The following is a 16,022-nucleotide window of genomic DNA, read 5'->3' as shown; positions in this document are numbered from 1 at the left end:
CGCAAAAAACAAAGGGCACAACGGTCAAAACCGTTGCGCCCTTTTCGCTTGCTGAACGCGAGAAGCGTATCGAAGCGTATTAGCTAGCCGCGACCGTAACCGGCTTCTTCGTCTTGGCCGCGTTCTTGATCTCGTCGAGCTTGATCTCGACGTGACGCGAGAACACGTACTCAGCCGGACGTTGACCATCCAGCGAAATATCCTTCGCGAATGCACCTTGCGTGCGCGGACCCGTAAGGGCGACGCGCGCTGCCTTGAGCGGGTGCGCCACCGTATCCATCACGGCGGTCGCCTCGAAGCCGCAGTGGACCATGCAGTCCGCGCACTTCTCGTACTTGCCCGTGCCGTACTTGTCCCAGTCGGTGGTTTCCATCAGTTCCTTGAAGGTCTTCACATAGCCTTCGCCGACCAGATAGCAGGGCTTTTGCCAACCGAACACCGTGCGCGCCGGGTTGCCCCACGGCGTGCACTGGTACGTCTGGTTGCCCGCCAGGAAGTCGAGGAACAGGCTCGACTGGCTGAACGACCACTTCTTGCCATTGTTGCCGCGCTTGAAGATCTCGCGGAACAGGTTCTTCGTCTTTTCGCGGTTCAGGAAGTGCTGCTGGTCCGGCGCGCGCTCGTAGGCATAACCCGGCGAAACCGTGATGCCATCGACGCCGATCTCGCCGACCGTGTCGAAGAACTTTGCGACGCGCTCGGGTTGAGCGTCGTTGAACAGCGTGCAGTTGATGTTCACGCGGAAACCGCGGCGCTTCGCTTCCTTGATGGCCGCGACGGCCTTGTCGTAGACGCCATCCTGCGAAACCGAGTGATCGTGTGCCTCGCGGTCGCCGTCGAGGTGCACCGACCAGACGAAGTACGGGTTCGGCTCGTAATCGTCCATCTTCTTTTCCATGAGCAGCGCGTTCGTGCAGAGATACACGAACTTCTTGCGCGCCATGATGCCCTTCACGATCTGCGGCATTTCCTTATGCAGCAGCGGCTCGCCGCCTGCGATGGAAACGACCGGCGCGCCGCACTCATCGACGGCTTCGAGGCATTCCTGCAGCGACAGGCGCTGATTCAGGATGGGGTCCGGATAGTCGATCTTGCCGCAGCCATTGCAGGCGAGATTGCAGCGGAACAGCGGCTCGAGCATGAGCGCGAGCGGATAGCGCTTGTTGCCGCTGAAATGCTGGCGAAAGATGTACGAGCCAACGCGGACTTTTTGTAGCAGCGGAATAGACAAAGCGTGTCCTCCTTAAACTTCGCGTGCGACGAGCGGTTGCAAGAGCTTCGACGGCAGCTTGAATTCGACTTTTTCTTCACGGCCCGCCATCGTCGACACCTCGACAGGCCCCAACGCGCGCAGCGCGTCAATCACGTTCTCAACCATTTCTTCAGGCGCCGATGCACCGGCCGTGATGCCGACCGTTTGCACGTTGGCGAACCACTCGGACTTCACTTCCGAGCCGTCGGCCACGAGATAACTCGGCACCCCCGTTTCGCTGCCGATTTCACGCAGACGATTCGAGTTCGAACTGTTCGTTGCGCCTACGACGAGCAGAACATCCACCTGATCAGCCAGTTCGCGCACCGCGGCCTGCCGGTTCTGCGTCGCGTAGCAGATGTCGCGCGTGTCCGGCCCGACGATGTCGGAGAACCGCGCGAGCAGCGCGTCGATGATCCCGCGCGTGTCGTCCACCGAAAGGGTGGTTTGCGTCACGTACGCGAGCGGTGCATCGAGCGGCAGATCGAGCTTCGAAACATCGGCTTCGCTCTGCACGAGGAGCACGGTGCCGGGAATCTGGCCGATCGTGCCTTCCACTTCAGGGTGACCGGCATGACCGATCAGGATCAGCGTGCGGCCCGCCGCAACGTACTGGCGGCCCTGCACATGAACCTTCGTGACGAGCGGGCAGGTGGCGTCGAGCACGTCGAGGTCGCGTTCCTCGGCGGCGCGTTCCACGGTCTTGGCCACGCCGTGAGCACTGAAAATCGCCACGGCGCCTTCCGGCACTTCGTCGAGCTCTTCCACGAAACGCGCGCCCTTGTTGCGCAGGTTTTCGACCACGTGACGGTTGTGGACGATTTCATGGCGCACGTAGACCGGCGCGCCGTGTTTCTGCAGTGCGCGATCGACAATTTCGATAGCGCGGACAACCCCCGCGCAAAAGCCGCGGGGTTGGGCAAGGATCACTCGCATAGGGTGGCGAACTCCGACTGCCGCAGTAGGCGAGCGAGTCGGTAAAAATGACCTGATCGCCGGCGGCTGTCTAATTATTAAGAATGCAAAAATCCGCCAAGGGGGTGACGGAGTAAAAACTAGACGCGCATTTTAACCCCTTCGCCTTTCGTTTGCTGTGCGGAGCGCTCGCCGGTGAGGCGTGCGCGCGACGGCGGTGCCTCGGCAGCGGCCATTTTTCCCCGAAAAGCCCACTGCGTGGCCCTCCTGCGGTATGCGTCACGGCCTGCGCAAAGCGCGTCGCGCACGCCGCAAAGGTCGGTACCCGCAGTCGGCGTCCCGGCGTTGCGCGGTGCAACATACCACGGGAACCCTTAAAATATCGCGTCCTGCGGGCCGCCTGGATGGCGCCCGGGGATACGACCCCATTCTGGACGCCTCGATGGAACCCGACCACTACGACGATTTTCCGGTAGCACGCGTACTGCTGCCGAAGGCGCTGCGCGCGCCGGTCGGCGTGATCTACCACGTCGCGCGCACGCTCGACGACATCGCAGACGAAGGCGACTGGAGCCCCGAAGAGCGCCACACGCGCCTCGCCGATTTTCGCGAAGGCCTGAACGCGGTGGCCGAAGGCCGCCCCGCGCGCGTCCATCCCATGCTGTTCGCGAAGCTCGCGGAGATGGTGCGCGAGTGCCGCCTGCCGCTCGCGCCGTTTTACGATCTCGTTGCGGCGTTCGATCAGGATATCGACGCGTCGCGCTATGCCGACCGCTTTGAGCTGCTGGACTTTTGCCGGCGCTCAGCGAACCCGATCGGCCATCTGATGCTGCATCTGATCCACGAAGCGACGCCCGAAAATCTTGCCGATTCCGACGCGATCTGCACCGCCTTGCAACTCGTCACCTTCTTGCAGGACGTGAGCGCCGACTGGGCGCGCGGCCGCATCTACCTGCCGCTAGCCGACCGGGAGCGCTTTGGCGTGACCGAAGCGCAGATCGCCGCCGGCAAGGTGGACGACGCCTGGCGCGCGTTGATGGCGCACGAGGTGGCGCTCGCGCGCTCGCTCATGGTGAGCGGCGCGCCGCTCGCGCTGCGCGTGCCAGGGCGCTTCGGCCTCGAGCTGTGCAGCGTCGTGCATGGCGGACTGCGCGTGCTCGAAATCATCGAGCGCGGCGGCTACGATGTGTTCCGCGCGCGGCCTGCGCTGCGCGCCCCCGACTGGGCCGTGGTGCTCCTGCGCACTGCGGCCATGTGGCTGTCGCGCCGCGTGAGCGTGCGCGCACCTTCGATCGAGAGTAACAACGCATGACTACGACCATCCTGTTTGCCGTCTCCTGCCTCTCGCTGCTGATCTGGCTCGTGCTGCTGTTCGGGCGCGGCGGTTTCTGGCGCGCCCGCCCGGCCGAACCGCTGCCGATCGTCGAGCCCGCGGCCGGTTGGCCTGCCGCGTGCGCGGTGGTGCCCGCGCGCAACGAGGCCGACGCGATTGGCGAGGCCGTGAGCTCGCTACTCCAGCAGGACTACGGCGGCGCGTTTCACGTGATCGTGATCGACGACCACAGCACCGACGGCACCGCCGAAGCCGCCCGCGCCGCCGCGCTCGCGCTGCAGTGCCCGGAAAAGCTCAGCGTGATTACGGCCAAGCCGCTGCCGGCTGGCTGGTCAGGCAAGGTTTGGGCGCAGTCGCAGGGTATCGAGGCCGTGCGCACGCTCAAGCTGCCCGCAGACTACCTGCTCCTGACCGACGCCGACATCGGCCATCCGCCCGAAGCGCTGGCGCAACTTGTGGTGCGCGCGCAGGCCGAAGGCCGCGACCTCGTCTCGCTGATGGTGCGGCTGCGCTGCGATTCCTTCTGGGAAAAGGCGCTGATCCCGGCGTTCGTGTTCTTCTTCGCGAAGCTCTACCCGTTCTCGTGGGTCAACAACCCGAAGAACCGCACGGCGGCCGCGGCCGGCGGCTGCATGCTGGTGCGTCGCGAGGCGCTCGAAGAGGCGGGTGGCATCGAGTCGATCCGCGCCGAACTGATCGACGACTGCAGCCTGGCCGCGCGGATCAAGCATCGCGGCGAAGGGCATCATCCGATCCGGCTCGATGTTGCCGCGAAGAGCGTGTCGTTGCGCCCGTACGATTCGTGGAAGGACATCTGGAACATGATCGCGCGCACGGCGTTCACGCAGTTGCGTTACTCGGCGTGGCAGCTCGCGGGCACGCTTCTCGGCATGACGATCATCTATCTCGCGCCGCCCGTGGTCGCGCTCGTGCTCGGGCCGAAGGGCTGGCCCGCGTGGATCGCCTGGGCGCTGATGTGCTGCGCCTACTCGCCCATGCTTGCCTACTACCGGCGCTCGCCGCTGTGGGCGCCGTTCCTGCCGCTCGTCGCGCTGTTCTATGTGGGCGCGACGTTCGCTTCGGCCTGGCGCTTCTGGCGGGGCAAAGGCGGTCAGTGGAAGGCGCGCGTGCAGGCGCCGGTGCAGGGGCGCTAAGGGGCCTCCAAATAGGGCCTGCAAATGAAAAAAGCCGTCGGTTTCGACGGCTTTTTCGTTTTATCGATGCCCGCTCGCGCGTTAGCGCTGCGTGAGCATCATGTACATCTGCACGACGATGTCGGGCGAGAACGTGAACGGCACCCACCCGTGGCCCGTGTGGCGCAGCACCAGCAGGCGGTCGCCGTTGGTTTGTTTCTGCACGGCCATCATCGGATTCTTCGTCGATGCGAAACGCCACCCTGGCGGAATGCCCGGCGGCGGTTCGGGCTGCATCGAGGCGCGCGCGTTCGACAGCTCCTCGATCATCTGGCCGACTTGCAGCGCGTTGAGCGTCACCGTCTGGCCGCCGATCGTCAGCGTGATCTCGTTCTGCGACGGGCGCGCAACGTGCAGTTCGGGCTGCGCGTGCGCGGCGTTTGTCGCTTCGTTGGCCACCTCGGCAGCGGGTTCGATGGCTTCGGCAGTTTCGGTCACGGTTGCATTGGCGGCTTCAACGGTTTCTGCGGCCGCGGCGATGTCGACCGCATTCACGGCCGTATCGACGGCAACGGTTTGCGGCTGCTCAGCGAAGGCTTGCTCCGCTTCGCTGCTTGCAACGGGAGATTCCTGCTGGGGAACTGCGGCGGCACGTTCGTCGGCGCGCGGTGCGTGCGCGGCGGCGGCGGCCTGAAGGAGCTGATCGACGCCCGCTTCGAGCACGCCAATCTGGTCTTGAAGATTCATGCGAGCTTCTCAGGTAAGACCCGCGATTCTACCCGTAGCTCACGCGCATTGCCCTTCAGGCGTTGTACGCATGTCGCAAGAAAAGTTGTAACAGTTTCCTCAGCTTGGCTCATTTCGCGCTCATTTTGCGTTCAGGTATCCCGCTTCGCGGAACCACGCGAGCGCATCCTTCAAGCCCTCGCGATACGGCCGCGCGCGATAACCCAGCTCGCGCTCCGCCTTCGCCGACGTGAAATACATCTTGTTTTTCGACATCTTGAGTGCATCGACGGTCACGAACGGCTCGCGCTTCGTGAAGCGCGCCACGGCTTCCGCGCCCATCGCAAGCGGATAGAGCGGCCAGCGCGGCAGCGCGATCGTAGGCGGTCTGCGGCCCACCATGCCGGCGATGTCGGTGAGCATTTGCTGCAGCGGCAAATTCTCCCCGCCGAGGATATAGCGCTCGCCAATGCGCCCGCGCTCCAGTGCGAGGAAGTGGCCGTTCGCCACGTCGTCCACGTGCGCGAGGTTCAGGCCGGTGTCGACGAAAGCGGGGATCTTGCCCGTTGCCGCTTCGACGATGATGCGGCCCGTGGGCGTCGGTTTCACGTCGCGCGGGCCGATCGGCGTGGACGGATTGACGATCACGGCGGGCAGGCCGTCGCGCTCGATCATGCGCTCCACGGCGCGCTCGGACAGCACCTTGCTGCGCTTGTACACGCCAATGGCCTGCTCGGGGGTGAGCGGCGAGGTTTCGTCGGCGGAGTTGCCCGAACTCGTGACCTTGAGCGTGGCCACGCTGCTCGTATAGACGATGCGCTCCACGCCCGCGTCGAGCGCCGCGCGCATGGTGGCTTCGGCGCCTTCGAGGTTGGCGCGCTCGATTTCGTGCGGATCGGACGCCCACAGGCGATAGTCGGCGGCGACGTGGAAGAGGTAGCGCACGCCGTCGAGCGCTTTGCGCATGGAGGCGGCGTCGCGCATATCGCCGGTGACGATCTCGGCGTCGAGCGCTTCGAGGTTCTTGCGCGGGCTCGTCGCGCGCACCAGCACGCGCACGGCATAGCCCTTTTCCTGCGCGATGCGGGCGACGGCCGAGCCGACGAAGCCGGACGCGCCGGTGATCAGTACGAGATCGCGGTTGGCTCGGGAGGTGTCGGTCATTGCAGGGTCGTTTCCATGTTCGGTGACGGCGCCGCGTGCGCGGCGTGGCACGGATTGTACGTGGCGTGGGCCCGGCGCGGGCGTGCGTTGGCGTCTACAATGCCGACCGTAAAGGATGCATGGAGAAACGAACAATGAGCGAACCGGATCTGGATACGCGCCTCGAAACGTACTACGTGCGCGTGCACGGGATCGTGCAGGGCGTGGGCTTTCGTCACGCGACGGTGCGCCAGGCGCACGCGCTGCGCATTCGCGGCTACGTCGCGAACATGGAGGACGGCTCGGTTGAAGCCGTGATTCAGGGCACGGCGAACCAGGTGGACCGCATGCTTTCGTGGCTGCGCCACGGGCCCCCGGCCGCACGCGTCAGTGGGGTGGAAAGCGAGGAGCGCGTGACCGAAAGACGTTACGAACGCTTCGAGCAGCACTGAAAATCGCCCGATAAAAAAGCGGTGCGCCAGGGAATTGGCGCACCGCTTTTTCGTTTCAGACGTCGCTTACTTCACGGCGAGCAGGCTCTCCGCGAATCCCCATTCCTTTTCGACCCACTGGCGCGTGCATTCGAAGCCGGCGTCGGCGGCGATCGCCGGGATTTCGTCGGCATGGTACTTGTGGCTGCTCTCGGTCCAGATCGTCTCGCCTGCACCGATCTCGACGGTGAGATTCGCCGAGTGCACCTCGGCGTGCACGTCGCGCTTCGCGCGCAGATGCATCTCGATGCTGCGCACGTCCGGATTGAAGCGCGCGACGTGCTCGAAGTCGCGCAGGTCGAAGTCGGCGTCCAACTCGCGGTTGATGCGCGAAAGCAGGTTCAGGTTGAACGCGGCCGTGGCGCCGATGGCGTCGTCGTAGGCGGCGATCAGCGTATCGACGGGCTTCACGAGGTCGGTGCCGAGCAGGAGCGTGTCGCCGGGACGCAGCATCGCGCGGATGTCGCGTAAGAAGCGCGTCGCCGCAAGGCGCGCGAAATTGCCAATCGTGCTGCCGAGAAAGAGCACGAGCAGCTGCTCGCCTTCTCTGCGCTGGCGGCTCACTTCGGATAGGCCGGCGAGATAGTCGCGCTCGTAACCGACGATCGAAATGCGCTCGATGTCGGCCAGCTCGCGCCGGCACAGCTGCAGGGCGGCGCGCGAGATCTCGATCGGGTAGTACGACGTGGGGCGCTTGCGGCACAGCGCTTCGAGAATGCGGCGCGTCTTGCGGCCGCTGCCGCTGCCGAGTTCGGCGACTTTCACATCGGTGGGCAGCGCGTCGACGATCTCGCCCGCGTAGCGCGTGAGCAGGCGCTCCTCGCTGCGCGTGACGCCATATTCGGGCAGCACGGTGATGACCTCGAAGAGGGCCGAGCCGACTTCGTCGTACAAATACTTCGACGGCAATTCCTTTTGCGGCGATCGCATCAAACCCGCGCGCACTTCGACGGCGAATTCGCTGGCGGCGGGGGAAAGGGCGAAGGCGCGGGCGGGGTCGGCAACGGCGGGGCGGGGCGCAGAAAGTGGCATGCGGGCTCCAGGGGGCGTTGGACGTTGGGGACGGCGTCGTGAATCGCGGCGACCGGCGAAGGCGTGGCGCTCCGGGACAAGCGAGGCGCGGCTCCAGCGGCCCCGGTGAAATCTCGCACGTCGAAGCGAATTCCAGCTGCGAATTCCAACCAGTTAAGGCAGCGGCCTGGCGTGGCGAGACTTACGTTCTAGTCCATCGTTGCGTGATCTGCCGGACTAAATTGCTCCGCCTGTACCAGGCCCACAAGCGCGCACGACGTGTGCCCGCCTTGTCTGGCATGGGTTTGCGCCGCCTGCCGTCGCCAAAACGCGACTAGAATGCGGTCTCGGCGACGGCGACGCCCGCCCACGCCTTATTCAATAGCCAATTCAAATGACAACGTTTTTACCTGCGCGCGCGAAATCCACGCGCCGCGCCGCTTGCGCTCTCCGCGTTTTCGCTTTCCGTCCCCGCGCGTCCCGATGAACCAGTACGAACCCGGGCGCGGCATTGCGCTTTCCGTGGGCGCTTCGGCGCTGTTCGCGCTGATGTCGGCCTACACGCTCCTGCTCGCGCCGCTCGGCGGCCTCGATATTTTTGCGTGGCGCGTGATCTGGACCGCGCCCGGCGCGCTGGCCCTGCTGGTGCTGCGCAAGCGCGCGCCGCAATTGCGCGCGCTCGTCGCGCGCATGGCGCGTGAGCCGCGCACCGCACTCGCGCTGGTGGCGAGCGCCGCGCTGCTGGGCTCGCAACTGTGGGTGTTTCTGTGGGCGCCGCTGCACGGGCGCATGCTGGAGGTGTCGCTCGGCTACTTCCTGCTGCCGCTCATCATGGTTCTGGTGGGGCGCTTTTACTATCACGAGCGCCTCGAACCGCTGCAATGGCTCGCAGTGGTGTGCGCCGCCGTGGGCGTGGCGCACGAGTTATGGGCCACGCACGCGTTCTCCTGGCCCACGCTGCTCGTTGCGTTTGGCTATCCGCCGTATTTCGTGCTGCGCCGCAAGATTCACGCGGATTCGCTCGTCACCTTTGCCGTGGAGATGCTGCTGCTCGTGCCGGTGGCGGTGATCGAAGTGCGCGCGGGCGGCTCGCTCGCGCTGCTCGACGCGCACAAGTTTCTCGCCTTCGTGCTGCTGCCCGGACTCGGCGTGCTCAGCACCGTCGCGCTCGCGTCATACCTGAAGGCGAGCCGGCTGCTGCCGATGGCGCTCTTCGGCATCCTCGGCTATGTCGAGCCGGTGCTTCTCGTGATCGTTTCGGTCACGCTGCTGGGCGAGCATCTCGGCATGCGCCAACTGGGGACTTACGTGCCGATCTGGCTCGCCGTCGCGCTCACGGCAGTGCACGCGGCGCGGCTCATACGGTTCGAACGCTGAGGGTCTTTTCAACGGCGGGCTACTGCCGCGCTTCCTGAGCGCGCGGCGGATTGATGCGCGTGGGTCCCACCTTTGCCTCGATAGCCGCCCGCAGCTGCGGGCGCCAGCCGATGCTGAACAGCGCTTCGGCGAGCACGAAAAGCGGGCCGATCAAGAGGCCGATGAGATCGTCGACGAAGGCGGGCTTGCGATGCTCCCACGCAATGTGCCCGACGAACTGGAAGATCCAGCCGACCACGAACAGACCCACGCCGCCGCCCAGCCACGCCGCGGTGCCTTGCTGAGCGAGCCATGCGCCAAACGCCACGCACGCGGCGCTGACGACCGCCATCATGAGGCCGAGCGGCACGTCCAGCACGAGGTAGTAGATCGTGGAGGCGCCGAAGAGGAGCCACGCAGGCGACACCGGAACCGGGAGGCCAAACGCGGCGAGCGCGATCACAGGGCGCGAAAGCAGCACCGCAAGCGCGAGCACGATGAGCGGAATGCCGACGAAATGGGTGCCGATGTTGCGCGCGTCGCGGTGATAAGCCGCGTACTGGGTGAGTTGCTCGGTCAGGTTTCTCATGGGTGTCTCTCTGTCTCCAAAATCATTATGATCGTCGGGCTGACGAGCGCAAACCTTCGGCTAGCCGACAATTGCGCTGCTTTCTTTGGGCCGCCTGGCCCGCTCGGCCCACTTGCCCAGTCCCGATGACCTCACGTTCCGCACCGCCCATCGCCGCCAGTTCACCGTCCGCCGCCGCGCTCGAACGCAGCGCGTGGTTTCGCGGCGCGCCTGAACCGTTGCGAGACGCGTTGCGCGCGGCGGGGCGCGTGCGCACGCTGCGGGCGGGCGAGCGCCTCTTCATGCGCGGCGACCCCGACGACGGCCTCTACTGCGTGCTGGAAGGCGCGGTGCGTGTGGGGGCGGCGAGCGTAGCGGGCCGTGAGGCGCTGCTCGCCGTGGTCGGGCCCGCGCAGTGGTTCGGCGAGGTCGCGCTCTTCGACGGCGGCGCGCGCACGCACGACGCCTACGCCGAGCGCGACGCCACGCTCTTTCACGTGCCGCGCGCGGCGCTCTTGGCGCTGCTCGACGCAACGCCTGCGTACTGGCACGCGTTTGGCCTGCTGCTCGCGCAAAAGCTGCGGCTGGCGTTCGACGCCATCGAGGAAAGCGCGCTGCTGGGCGCTTGCGCGCGCGTTGCGCGCCGTTTGCTGCTGCTCTCGAACGAGTACGGGGAGGCCGCCGCTGCCACGCACGACGCGTCGCGCTCGCGCCTCGTGATCAACGTGCCTCAGGAGGATCTCGCGCTGATGCTCGCGCTCTCGCGGCAAACGGTGAACCAGATCCTGCGCCAGTTCGAGCGTGAGGGGTTGCTCGCGTTGCGCTATGGCGAAATCGAGATCGTCGATGCCGCGGGTCTCACGGCACAAGCACAGTGACGCCAATGTTTGAGCGTCAATGCATGTCCATATCGATACACATTGACGAATTACGTCAATATCACAGAACGCGCTTGCGCGCCGTTTGCAGCCACATCGCGTTTGCGCTGACAATGACGGCCGTTCGGCGCGCCCAGTCGCGTCGCCTTTTCTTCCACGCATGGCTCATATCGCTTCATGAACGACCGCGTCGTCGCCGCATTCGACTTTGACGGCACCATCACCACGTCCGACAGCTTTCGCGCCTTCATGCTCGACGCCGTCGGCCCCGCCCGCTTCGCTGTCGCCGCGCTGCGCTGCTTGCCCTCGCTCATCGGCGTTCCGCTCGGCTGGTCGCCGCGCGGGCCGACCAAGGCGCGCTTCCTGTACGCCGCCATGGGCCCCGTGCGGCGCGAGGTGCTCGAAGCCGCTGCGCAGCGCTTCGTCGAGCGGCGTCTGCCGGCGCTGCTGCGCCCCGACATGCTCGCGCGCGTGGCCGAACACCAGGCGCTCGGGCACGAGGTCGTGCTCGTGAGCGCGTCGCCGTCGATCTATCTGCGTATGTGGGCTAAGGCGATCGGCATCGGCACCGTGCTTTCGAGCGAGCTCGAATGGCGCGATGGCGTGTACACGGGCCATCTGGCGGGCAATAACTGCTGGGGCCCGGAGAAGGTCGCGCGGCTGCGCGCATGGTGGGGGACGAATCCGCCTGCCACGCTCTACGCTTATGGCGACAGCCGCGGCGACAAGGAAATGGCCGAGCTTGCACAGTACGCGTGGATACGTGGCGAGTCGGCATTGCCGCCGCTCGCGGCGGCGGGCGGCTTCGGCGCGGCGTGAATGGTTCGACGCGCTGCGTCGGCGCGAGATCGACGCTAACCTACCGCAACTAACCAGGACGAACGGAGGAGACACACCGATGAACGGACAATGGACCCAGGTGAAGTCGCACGACGGCGGCGAATTTCGCGCTTACACGGCGCTGCCGCCCGAGGGTAGCGGCCCTGGCCTCGTGCTGCTGCAGGAGATCTTCGGAGTCAACGGCTACATGCGCGCGCTCGCCGACCGCTACGCCGAGGAAGGCTACGTTGTGATGGTGCCGGACCTGTTCTGGCGTCTGGAGCCGAACGTCGATCTCGGCTACGAAGGCGCCGACGCGCAAAAGGCGTTCTCGCTCTACGAGCGCTTCGACGTCGAGCTTGCGATGCAAGACGTGGCGCAAACGCTCGCCGCGCTGCGCGCGCATGAGCAGCATCGCGGCAAGGTCGGCGTGGTGGGTTTTTGCCTCGGCGGCAAGCTCGCGTACCTGAGCGCGACGCGCACCGACGTCGATTGTGCGATCGGCTATTACGCCGTGGGCCTCGAAAACAATCTGGACGAAGCCGCACGCATCACGTGTCCGCTCATGCTGCATTTCGGCGCCGACGACGCCCATTGCGATGCATCGACGCGAGAACGCATCGCGCAGGCGCTGGCGGGCAAGCCTGGCGTCGAGCTGTATACGTACCCAGGCTGCGATCACGCGTTCGCTTCGTCTTCGCGCTCGACGTACGACAAGCCGGCCACGATGATGGCGTACTCGCGCACGCTCGCCATGCTGCGCCGCGTGCTCGGCCCGATCTACGACTTCAACGCGCTGTGGGAAGAGCACTGTTATCACGAGTTCGTCGCGCGCAACCCGAGTGACGTGATGCCGACGATGGTCGCGCAACCCTACGTCAACCACATTCCCACGATGACTGGCGGTGTGGGCCACGACGAGCTCAAGCGCTTCTACACACACCACTTCGTGCATTCGAACCCGGAGGACACACGCCTGATCCCGATCTCGCGCACGATCGGCTCGGACCGCGTGGTCGACGAGTTCATCTTCTGCTGCACGCACGACCGCGAAATCGACTGGCTGCTGCCGGGCCTCGCGCCCACGGGGAAATACTTCGAAGTGCCGATGCTTGCTGTGATCTGCTTTCGCGGCAACAAGCTCTATAACGAGCACATCTACTGGGACCAGGCTTCGGTGCTTGCGCAGATCGGCGCGATCGATCCCACCGGCCTGCCGATCGCGGGCGCCCAAAGCGCGAAGAAGCTGCTCGACGAAACGCTGCCGTCGAACACGCTCATGGCGCGCGCCTGGCGCGAGAGCGAAGGCAAGCCGTTTTAAAGCGCTTGATTCGCATAAGCGTGATCAATTGAACGGATTGTCGACGACGCCGGGTTTCTGGTCCGGCTCGTCGGCGACCTTCGCGGGCAGGTGCGGGTCGGCCTGCAACTTCTTCACGACGTCGTCGAGCACCGCCTTCAGCGCCAGCGCGGCGGCGAGGCCGCGCTTGTCGCGCGTGAATTCCAGCGTGCCGGCGAGCGTCACGCGCGTCGTGCCGTTCGTGAGCGTGAGCGCGTCGCCTTGTACGTTGAGCACGTCGTTGTCGTTTGCGTATGAGTCGAACACCGTTTGATCCTCCTTCTGCGTGACGGGGGCTGCATTATAGAAAGCCAATCCCCCACCTTCAATTCTCTTCGTCGATTCCTGTCGGTCGCTTCGTCTTTTCTGCCTAAATTTGAGGCGGACTTGTCACGTCGATGTCAAAGCCACACGCAGCCACGCCGCACCCGCTGATACAGGTCAACTCGTTCGCGCTAAACCACGGCATCCACAGGCAAACCAACGATGATGACGCACCCGCGCGCGCAGGCGCGGGCGATCTGTCTCAGTACGAGCAAGGAGTCATCGATGGAAATTCTGGATAAGGTATCTGAAAACGCGGGAGCGGACACGGCGGATAACGCTGATCCGTGGGCCTGACGATGCGCGGCCAGTACCAAGGGGCCACGCGACGTGCCGAGGCCTCGCGCATCGCGGTCGGCGCAACGCTCGCGTTAGCCATCGCGCTTGATTTGACATTGAGCGGCTGCACGATCACGCCGTGGCGTCCTGCGCAAAGCGACGAGGCCGGGGAGGCCGCGGACGCCGGCGTCACGACGACCGCCGTGCCGCCTCCGGCCGTTGGCGCTTCGGCGTTGCCTTCGGGCTCCGGCGCGGCCGAAACGAGCCCGTCCGGCTTTTATCGCGTGAAGTCCGGCGACACGCTTTATCGCATTGCCAAAGCCTCAGGACAGCGCCCCGCCGACCTCGTGAGCTGGAACAAGCTGCCCGCCGACGGGAAGGTCCAAGTGGGACAGATCTTGCGCGTCGCGCCGCCCGCGGCCGCCACAGCTGCCGCTGCCGCGCCCGCGACTACGACCGCGAAGCCTTCCGCCGCAAAGGCGGCCAATGCGGAGACCACGCCCGCAACCCCGTCGGCAACCGCAGCGAGCGCGCCACCCGCAGCCACACCGAAACCCGCCGCCGCGCGCAGCAACGCCCGTTTCATCTGGCCGATCGAGGGCAGTGTTGCGCAGCCCTTCAAGGGGAAATCGAAGGGTGTGGTGATTGCCGGGCCGCCGGGCCAACAGGTGAAAGCAGCGGCATCGGGCCGCGTGGTCTATGCCGGCAGTGGCATGAAGGAGTACGGCAAGCTCGTCATCGTGAAGCACGACGCGCGTCTGGTCACGGCCTACGGCCGCAACGCCAGGCTGCTCGTGAAGGAGGGCGACGTGGTGAAACAGGGCCAGGCGATTGCCGTGAGCGGCACGGATGGCGCGGGCATCTCCGCCCTCATGTTCGAGGTGCGCGAGAACGGCAAGCCCGTCGATCCGCTCGCGTGGCTGCCAAAGGCGCCTCGATAATTACAAAGGATACCGAATCAAGATGAAGAGAAGGGAATTCCTCGCCGGCTCGCTGGCCATTGCCGGATGGCTCGCGGCGAGCGCGGGCTGCACGACGACCTCCGGTTCCGCCGATGCCGATCCCGCCACGGAGAATGCCGTTGCGCGCCGCGAGATCGACATGCGTGTCGATGAAACCCTCGAACGCCTTTATCGGACCGTGTCGGGCGCTCGCGAACTCATTGCCAAGGCGCGTGGCGTGCTCGTGTTTCCGGAAGTCGTGGGCGCGGGTTTCGTGATCGGCGCCGAATATGGACGCGGCGCGCTGCGCGTGGAAGGCCGCACGCCTGGCTACTTCACGACGATGGGGGGCTCGTTCGGCGCCCAGATCGGCGCGCAGTCGCGCGCCGTCGTCTATGCGTTCATGACGCGATCCTCGCTCGACCGCTTCAAGCGCAGCAGCGGCTGGAGCGTGGGCGCGGACGCCACCGTCGCGCTCGTGAAAATGGGCGCCAACGGCAAGATCGATACCTCGACGGCGGTGAACCCCATCGAAGCCTTCGTGCTGACGAACGGCGGCCTCATGGCGGGCGTTTCGCTGGAGGGATCGAAAGTCTCGCGGCTCGATATCTAGCGCTACAGTCGCGCGGCTCCCGCCTTACCCGCCTACCAGCCCCATTTGCTCACGGCAAAGCCGCGGCCGTTGAACGAGACCTTTTCCTTGGCCGCGACATCCGCCGGAATGCCCGGGAACGCAATGCCGCTCTGCGCTTCGAGATCGCGCACCGAGCGCACGTCATAGCGATCGACAGCCGTATTGTCGGCGACGATGGCGAACGCGAGTTGCTGCGAAGGCACGTACACGACCTTGAAGATCTGCGTCGGGACGAGCACGCGCGTCGCGCCGACGGTCTGCAGTTGTGCGCCCGTGAAGAGCGGGCCGGTCACGACATAGGCTTCGCCATACTTCGATGCGAGCTTGCGCACAGCGGATTCGATATGCGCCCAAAGGCGCTGATTGTTCTCGCGATTCTGCGGAACGATGTTGGCGAGTGAAAACGATTCCGCCATCGCCTGTGCATTCCAGCGGTTGCCTGCCGGGCTCATGTGGCCCCGGTCGAAACCGCTGCGCTTGTAGTCGGCGAGCGTCGCGCCTTCACCTTCGGGCAGGCGGTCGTCTTCGAAAAAGCGGTTCGTGCGCGTCATGTCCTTCGCGGCTTCGAGGTGATCGCGCGTCAGATGCTCGGCGGACCACAGCGGACCGTGCGTAACGCCCGAATGCAGCACGACGAAATCCGAGTAGCAAAGCATGCGCGTCTTAGGCGCCATCCGTTGATTCGTGAGCGTCGGGAACTGGCCGTCGGGTACGAATTGCGAACAGGCAGGCGCGGCGTAAGCATGGCTGGCGGCGACGAGCAGCAGGGAGGAAATCAGTGAGGCGAACAGCTTCTTCATCGAGGGGACTGGCTGGACTGGGGTGGGATCAAGCGGGCTGAAAGTATAGCGGGCGCATGCAGGCACGTGGAGGCGCGAGG

17 protein-coding genes are annotated in these 16,022 nt (G+C 65.4%); 9 read left to right on the top strand and 8 right to left on the bottom strand.

Translation table 11 applies throughout. The annotated features are described in order from the left end of the window. Positions 1 to 79: 79 nt before the first annotated feature. Positions 80 to 1,231 (bottom strand): adenosyl-hopene transferase HpnH, encoded by a 1,152-nt coding sequence (gene hpnH, locus JMY28_RS29820; protein ID WP_201699511.1) that lies wholly within the window; start codon positions 1,229 to 1,231, stop codon positions 80 to 82. A 12-nt stretch (positions 1,232 to 1,243) separates the two neighbouring features. Continuing rightward, positions 1,244 to 2,188, bottom strand: coding sequence for a 4-hydroxy-3-methylbut-2-enyl diphosphate reductase (ispH, locus tag JMY28_RS29815; protein WP_201699510.1), 945 nt, complete (start codon positions 2,186 to 2,188; stop codon positions 1,244 to 1,246). A gap of 421 nt (positions 2,189 to 2,609) precedes the next feature. Here ispH and hpnC point away from each other — a divergent pair, with 421 nt between their 5' ends. Both hpnC and JMY28_RS29805 read left to right on the top strand, forming a co-directional pair. Then, positions 2,610 to 3,479 (top strand): squalene synthase HpnC, encoded by an 870-nt coding sequence (gene hpnC, locus JMY28_RS29810; protein ID WP_201699509.1) that lies wholly within the window; start codon positions 2,610 to 2,612, stop codon positions 3,477 to 3,479. Then, positions 3,476 to 4,654 carry a glycosyltransferase gene (locus JMY28_RS29805; protein WP_201699508.1) on the top strand — a complete coding sequence of 393 codons (1,179 nt, stop codon included), beginning with the start codon at positions 3,476 to 3,478 and terminating at the stop codon, positions 4,652 to 4,654. The genes hpnC and JMY28_RS29805 overlap by 4 nt, the downstream gene beginning before the upstream one ends. 81 nt (positions 4,655 to 4,735) lie before the next feature. Here JMY28_RS29805 and JMY28_RS29800 read toward each other — a convergent pair whose 3' ends face one another. Beyond that, positions 4,736 to 5,380 (bottom strand): hypothetical protein, encoded by a 645-nt coding sequence (locus JMY28_RS29800; RefSeq protein ID WP_201699507.1) that lies wholly within the window; start codon positions 5,378 to 5,380, stop codon positions 4,736 to 4,738. A 120-nt stretch (positions 5,381 to 5,500) separates the two neighbouring features. Next, a complete protein-coding gene (hpnA, locus tag JMY28_RS29795) occupies positions 5,501 to 6,523 on the bottom strand; it encodes a hopanoid-associated sugar epimerase (RefSeq protein ID WP_201699506.1) in 1,023 nt (340 codons plus the stop codon). Between the two features lie 134 nt (positions 6,524 to 6,657). On the opposite strand from hpnA, the gene JMY28_RS29790 reads away from it, so the two are divergent. Then, positions 6,658 to 6,954, top strand: a complete 297-nt coding sequence (locus JMY28_RS29790) for an acylphosphatase (RefSeq protein WP_201699505.1) — start codon at positions 6,658 to 6,660, stop codon at positions 6,952 to 6,954. A gap of 66 nt (positions 6,955 to 7,020) precedes the next feature. Here JMY28_RS29790 and egtD read toward each other — a convergent pair whose 3' ends face one another. Further along, the gene (gene egtD, locus JMY28_RS29785) at positions 7,021 to 8,025 is read right to left on the bottom strand and encodes an L-histidine N(alpha)-methyltransferase (protein WP_201699504.1); all 1,005 of its coding nucleotides are present in this window, start codon (positions 8,023 to 8,025) and stop codon (positions 7,021 to 7,023) included. A gap of 462 nt (positions 8,026 to 8,487) precedes the next feature. On the opposite strand from egtD, the gene rarD reads away from it, so the two are divergent. Further along, complete coding sequence (gene rarD / locus JMY28_RS29780) at positions 8,488 to 9,381, top strand: EamA family transporter RarD (RefSeq protein WP_201699503.1); 894 nt, start codon at positions 8,488 to 8,490, stop codon at positions 9,379 to 9,381. A 19-nt stretch (positions 9,382 to 9,400) separates the two neighbouring features. Here the strand turns inward: rarD and JMY28_RS29775 are convergent, their stop codons facing one another. Then, positions 9,401 to 9,949: an Mpo1 family 2-hydroxy fatty acid dioxygenase gene (locus JMY28_RS29775; protein WP_201699502.1), complete on the bottom strand. Its 549-nt coding sequence runs from the start codon at positions 9,947 to 9,949 to the stop codon at positions 9,401 to 9,403. Positions 9,950 to 10,074: 125 nt separating this feature from the next. Between JMY28_RS29775 and JMY28_RS29770 the strand changes: the two genes are divergently transcribed. From JMY28_RS29770 to JMY28_RS29760, 3 genes are all read left to right on the top strand, one after another. Further along, complete coding sequence (locus tag JMY28_RS29770; protein ID WP_407945554.1) at positions 10,075 to 10,806, top strand: Crp/Fnr family transcriptional regulator; 732 nt, start codon at positions 10,075 to 10,077, stop codon at positions 10,804 to 10,806. Between the two features lie 177 nt (positions 10,807 to 10,983). Further along, a complete protein-coding gene (locus JMY28_RS29765; protein WP_201699501.1) occupies positions 10,984 to 11,625 on the top strand; it encodes an HAD family hydrolase in 642 nt (213 codons plus the stop codon). Positions 11,626 to 11,704: 79 nt separating this feature from the next. Beyond that, positions 11,705 to 12,946: a dienelactone hydrolase family protein gene (locus tag JMY28_RS29760; protein ID WP_201699500.1), complete on the top strand. Its 1,242-nt coding sequence runs from the start codon at positions 11,705 to 11,707 to the stop codon at positions 12,944 to 12,946. Positions 12,947 to 12,970: 24 nt separating this feature from the next. Here the strand turns inward: JMY28_RS29760 and JMY28_RS29755 are convergent, their stop codons facing one another. Next, on the bottom strand, positions 12,971 to 13,231 hold the full coding sequence (locus JMY28_RS29755) for a hypothetical protein (RefSeq protein WP_201699618.1): 261 nt from the start codon (positions 13,229 to 13,231) through the stop codon (positions 12,971 to 12,973). A gap of 344 nt (positions 13,232 to 13,575) precedes the next feature. Between JMY28_RS29755 and JMY28_RS29750 the strand changes: the two genes are divergently transcribed. Together JMY28_RS29750 and JMY28_RS29745 are read left to right on the top strand one after the other, a co-directional pair. Then, the gene (locus JMY28_RS29750; protein ID WP_236597106.1) at positions 13,576 to 14,508 is read left to right on the top strand and encodes a M23 family metallopeptidase; all 933 of its coding nucleotides are present in this window, start codon (positions 13,576 to 13,578) and stop codon (positions 14,506 to 14,508) included. A 22-nt stretch (positions 14,509 to 14,530) separates the two neighbouring features. After that, positions 14,531 to 15,121, top strand: a complete 591-nt coding sequence (locus JMY28_RS29745; protein ID WP_201699499.1) for a BPSL1445 family SYLF domain-containing lipoprotein — start codon at positions 14,531 to 14,533, stop codon at positions 15,119 to 15,121. Positions 15,122 to 15,153: 32 nt separating this feature from the next. On the opposite strand, the gene JMY28_RS29740 is transcribed toward JMY28_RS29745, so the two are convergent. Beyond that, positions 15,154 to 15,942, bottom strand: a complete 789-nt coding sequence (locus JMY28_RS29740) for a DNA/RNA non-specific endonuclease (RefSeq protein WP_201699498.1) — start codon at positions 15,940 to 15,942, stop codon at positions 15,154 to 15,156. Between the last annotated feature and the right edge of the window lie 80 nt (positions 15,943 to 16,022).

This window comes from Paraburkholderia hiiakae (genome assembly GCF_904848665.1).
GTDB classification, from domain to species: Bacteria; Pseudomonadota; Gammaproteobacteria; order Burkholderiales; family Burkholderiaceae; genus Paraburkholderia; species Paraburkholderia hiiakae.
Note: the sequence above shows the minus strand (reverse complement) of the source record. Positions and strands in the feature narration are given on the sequence as shown.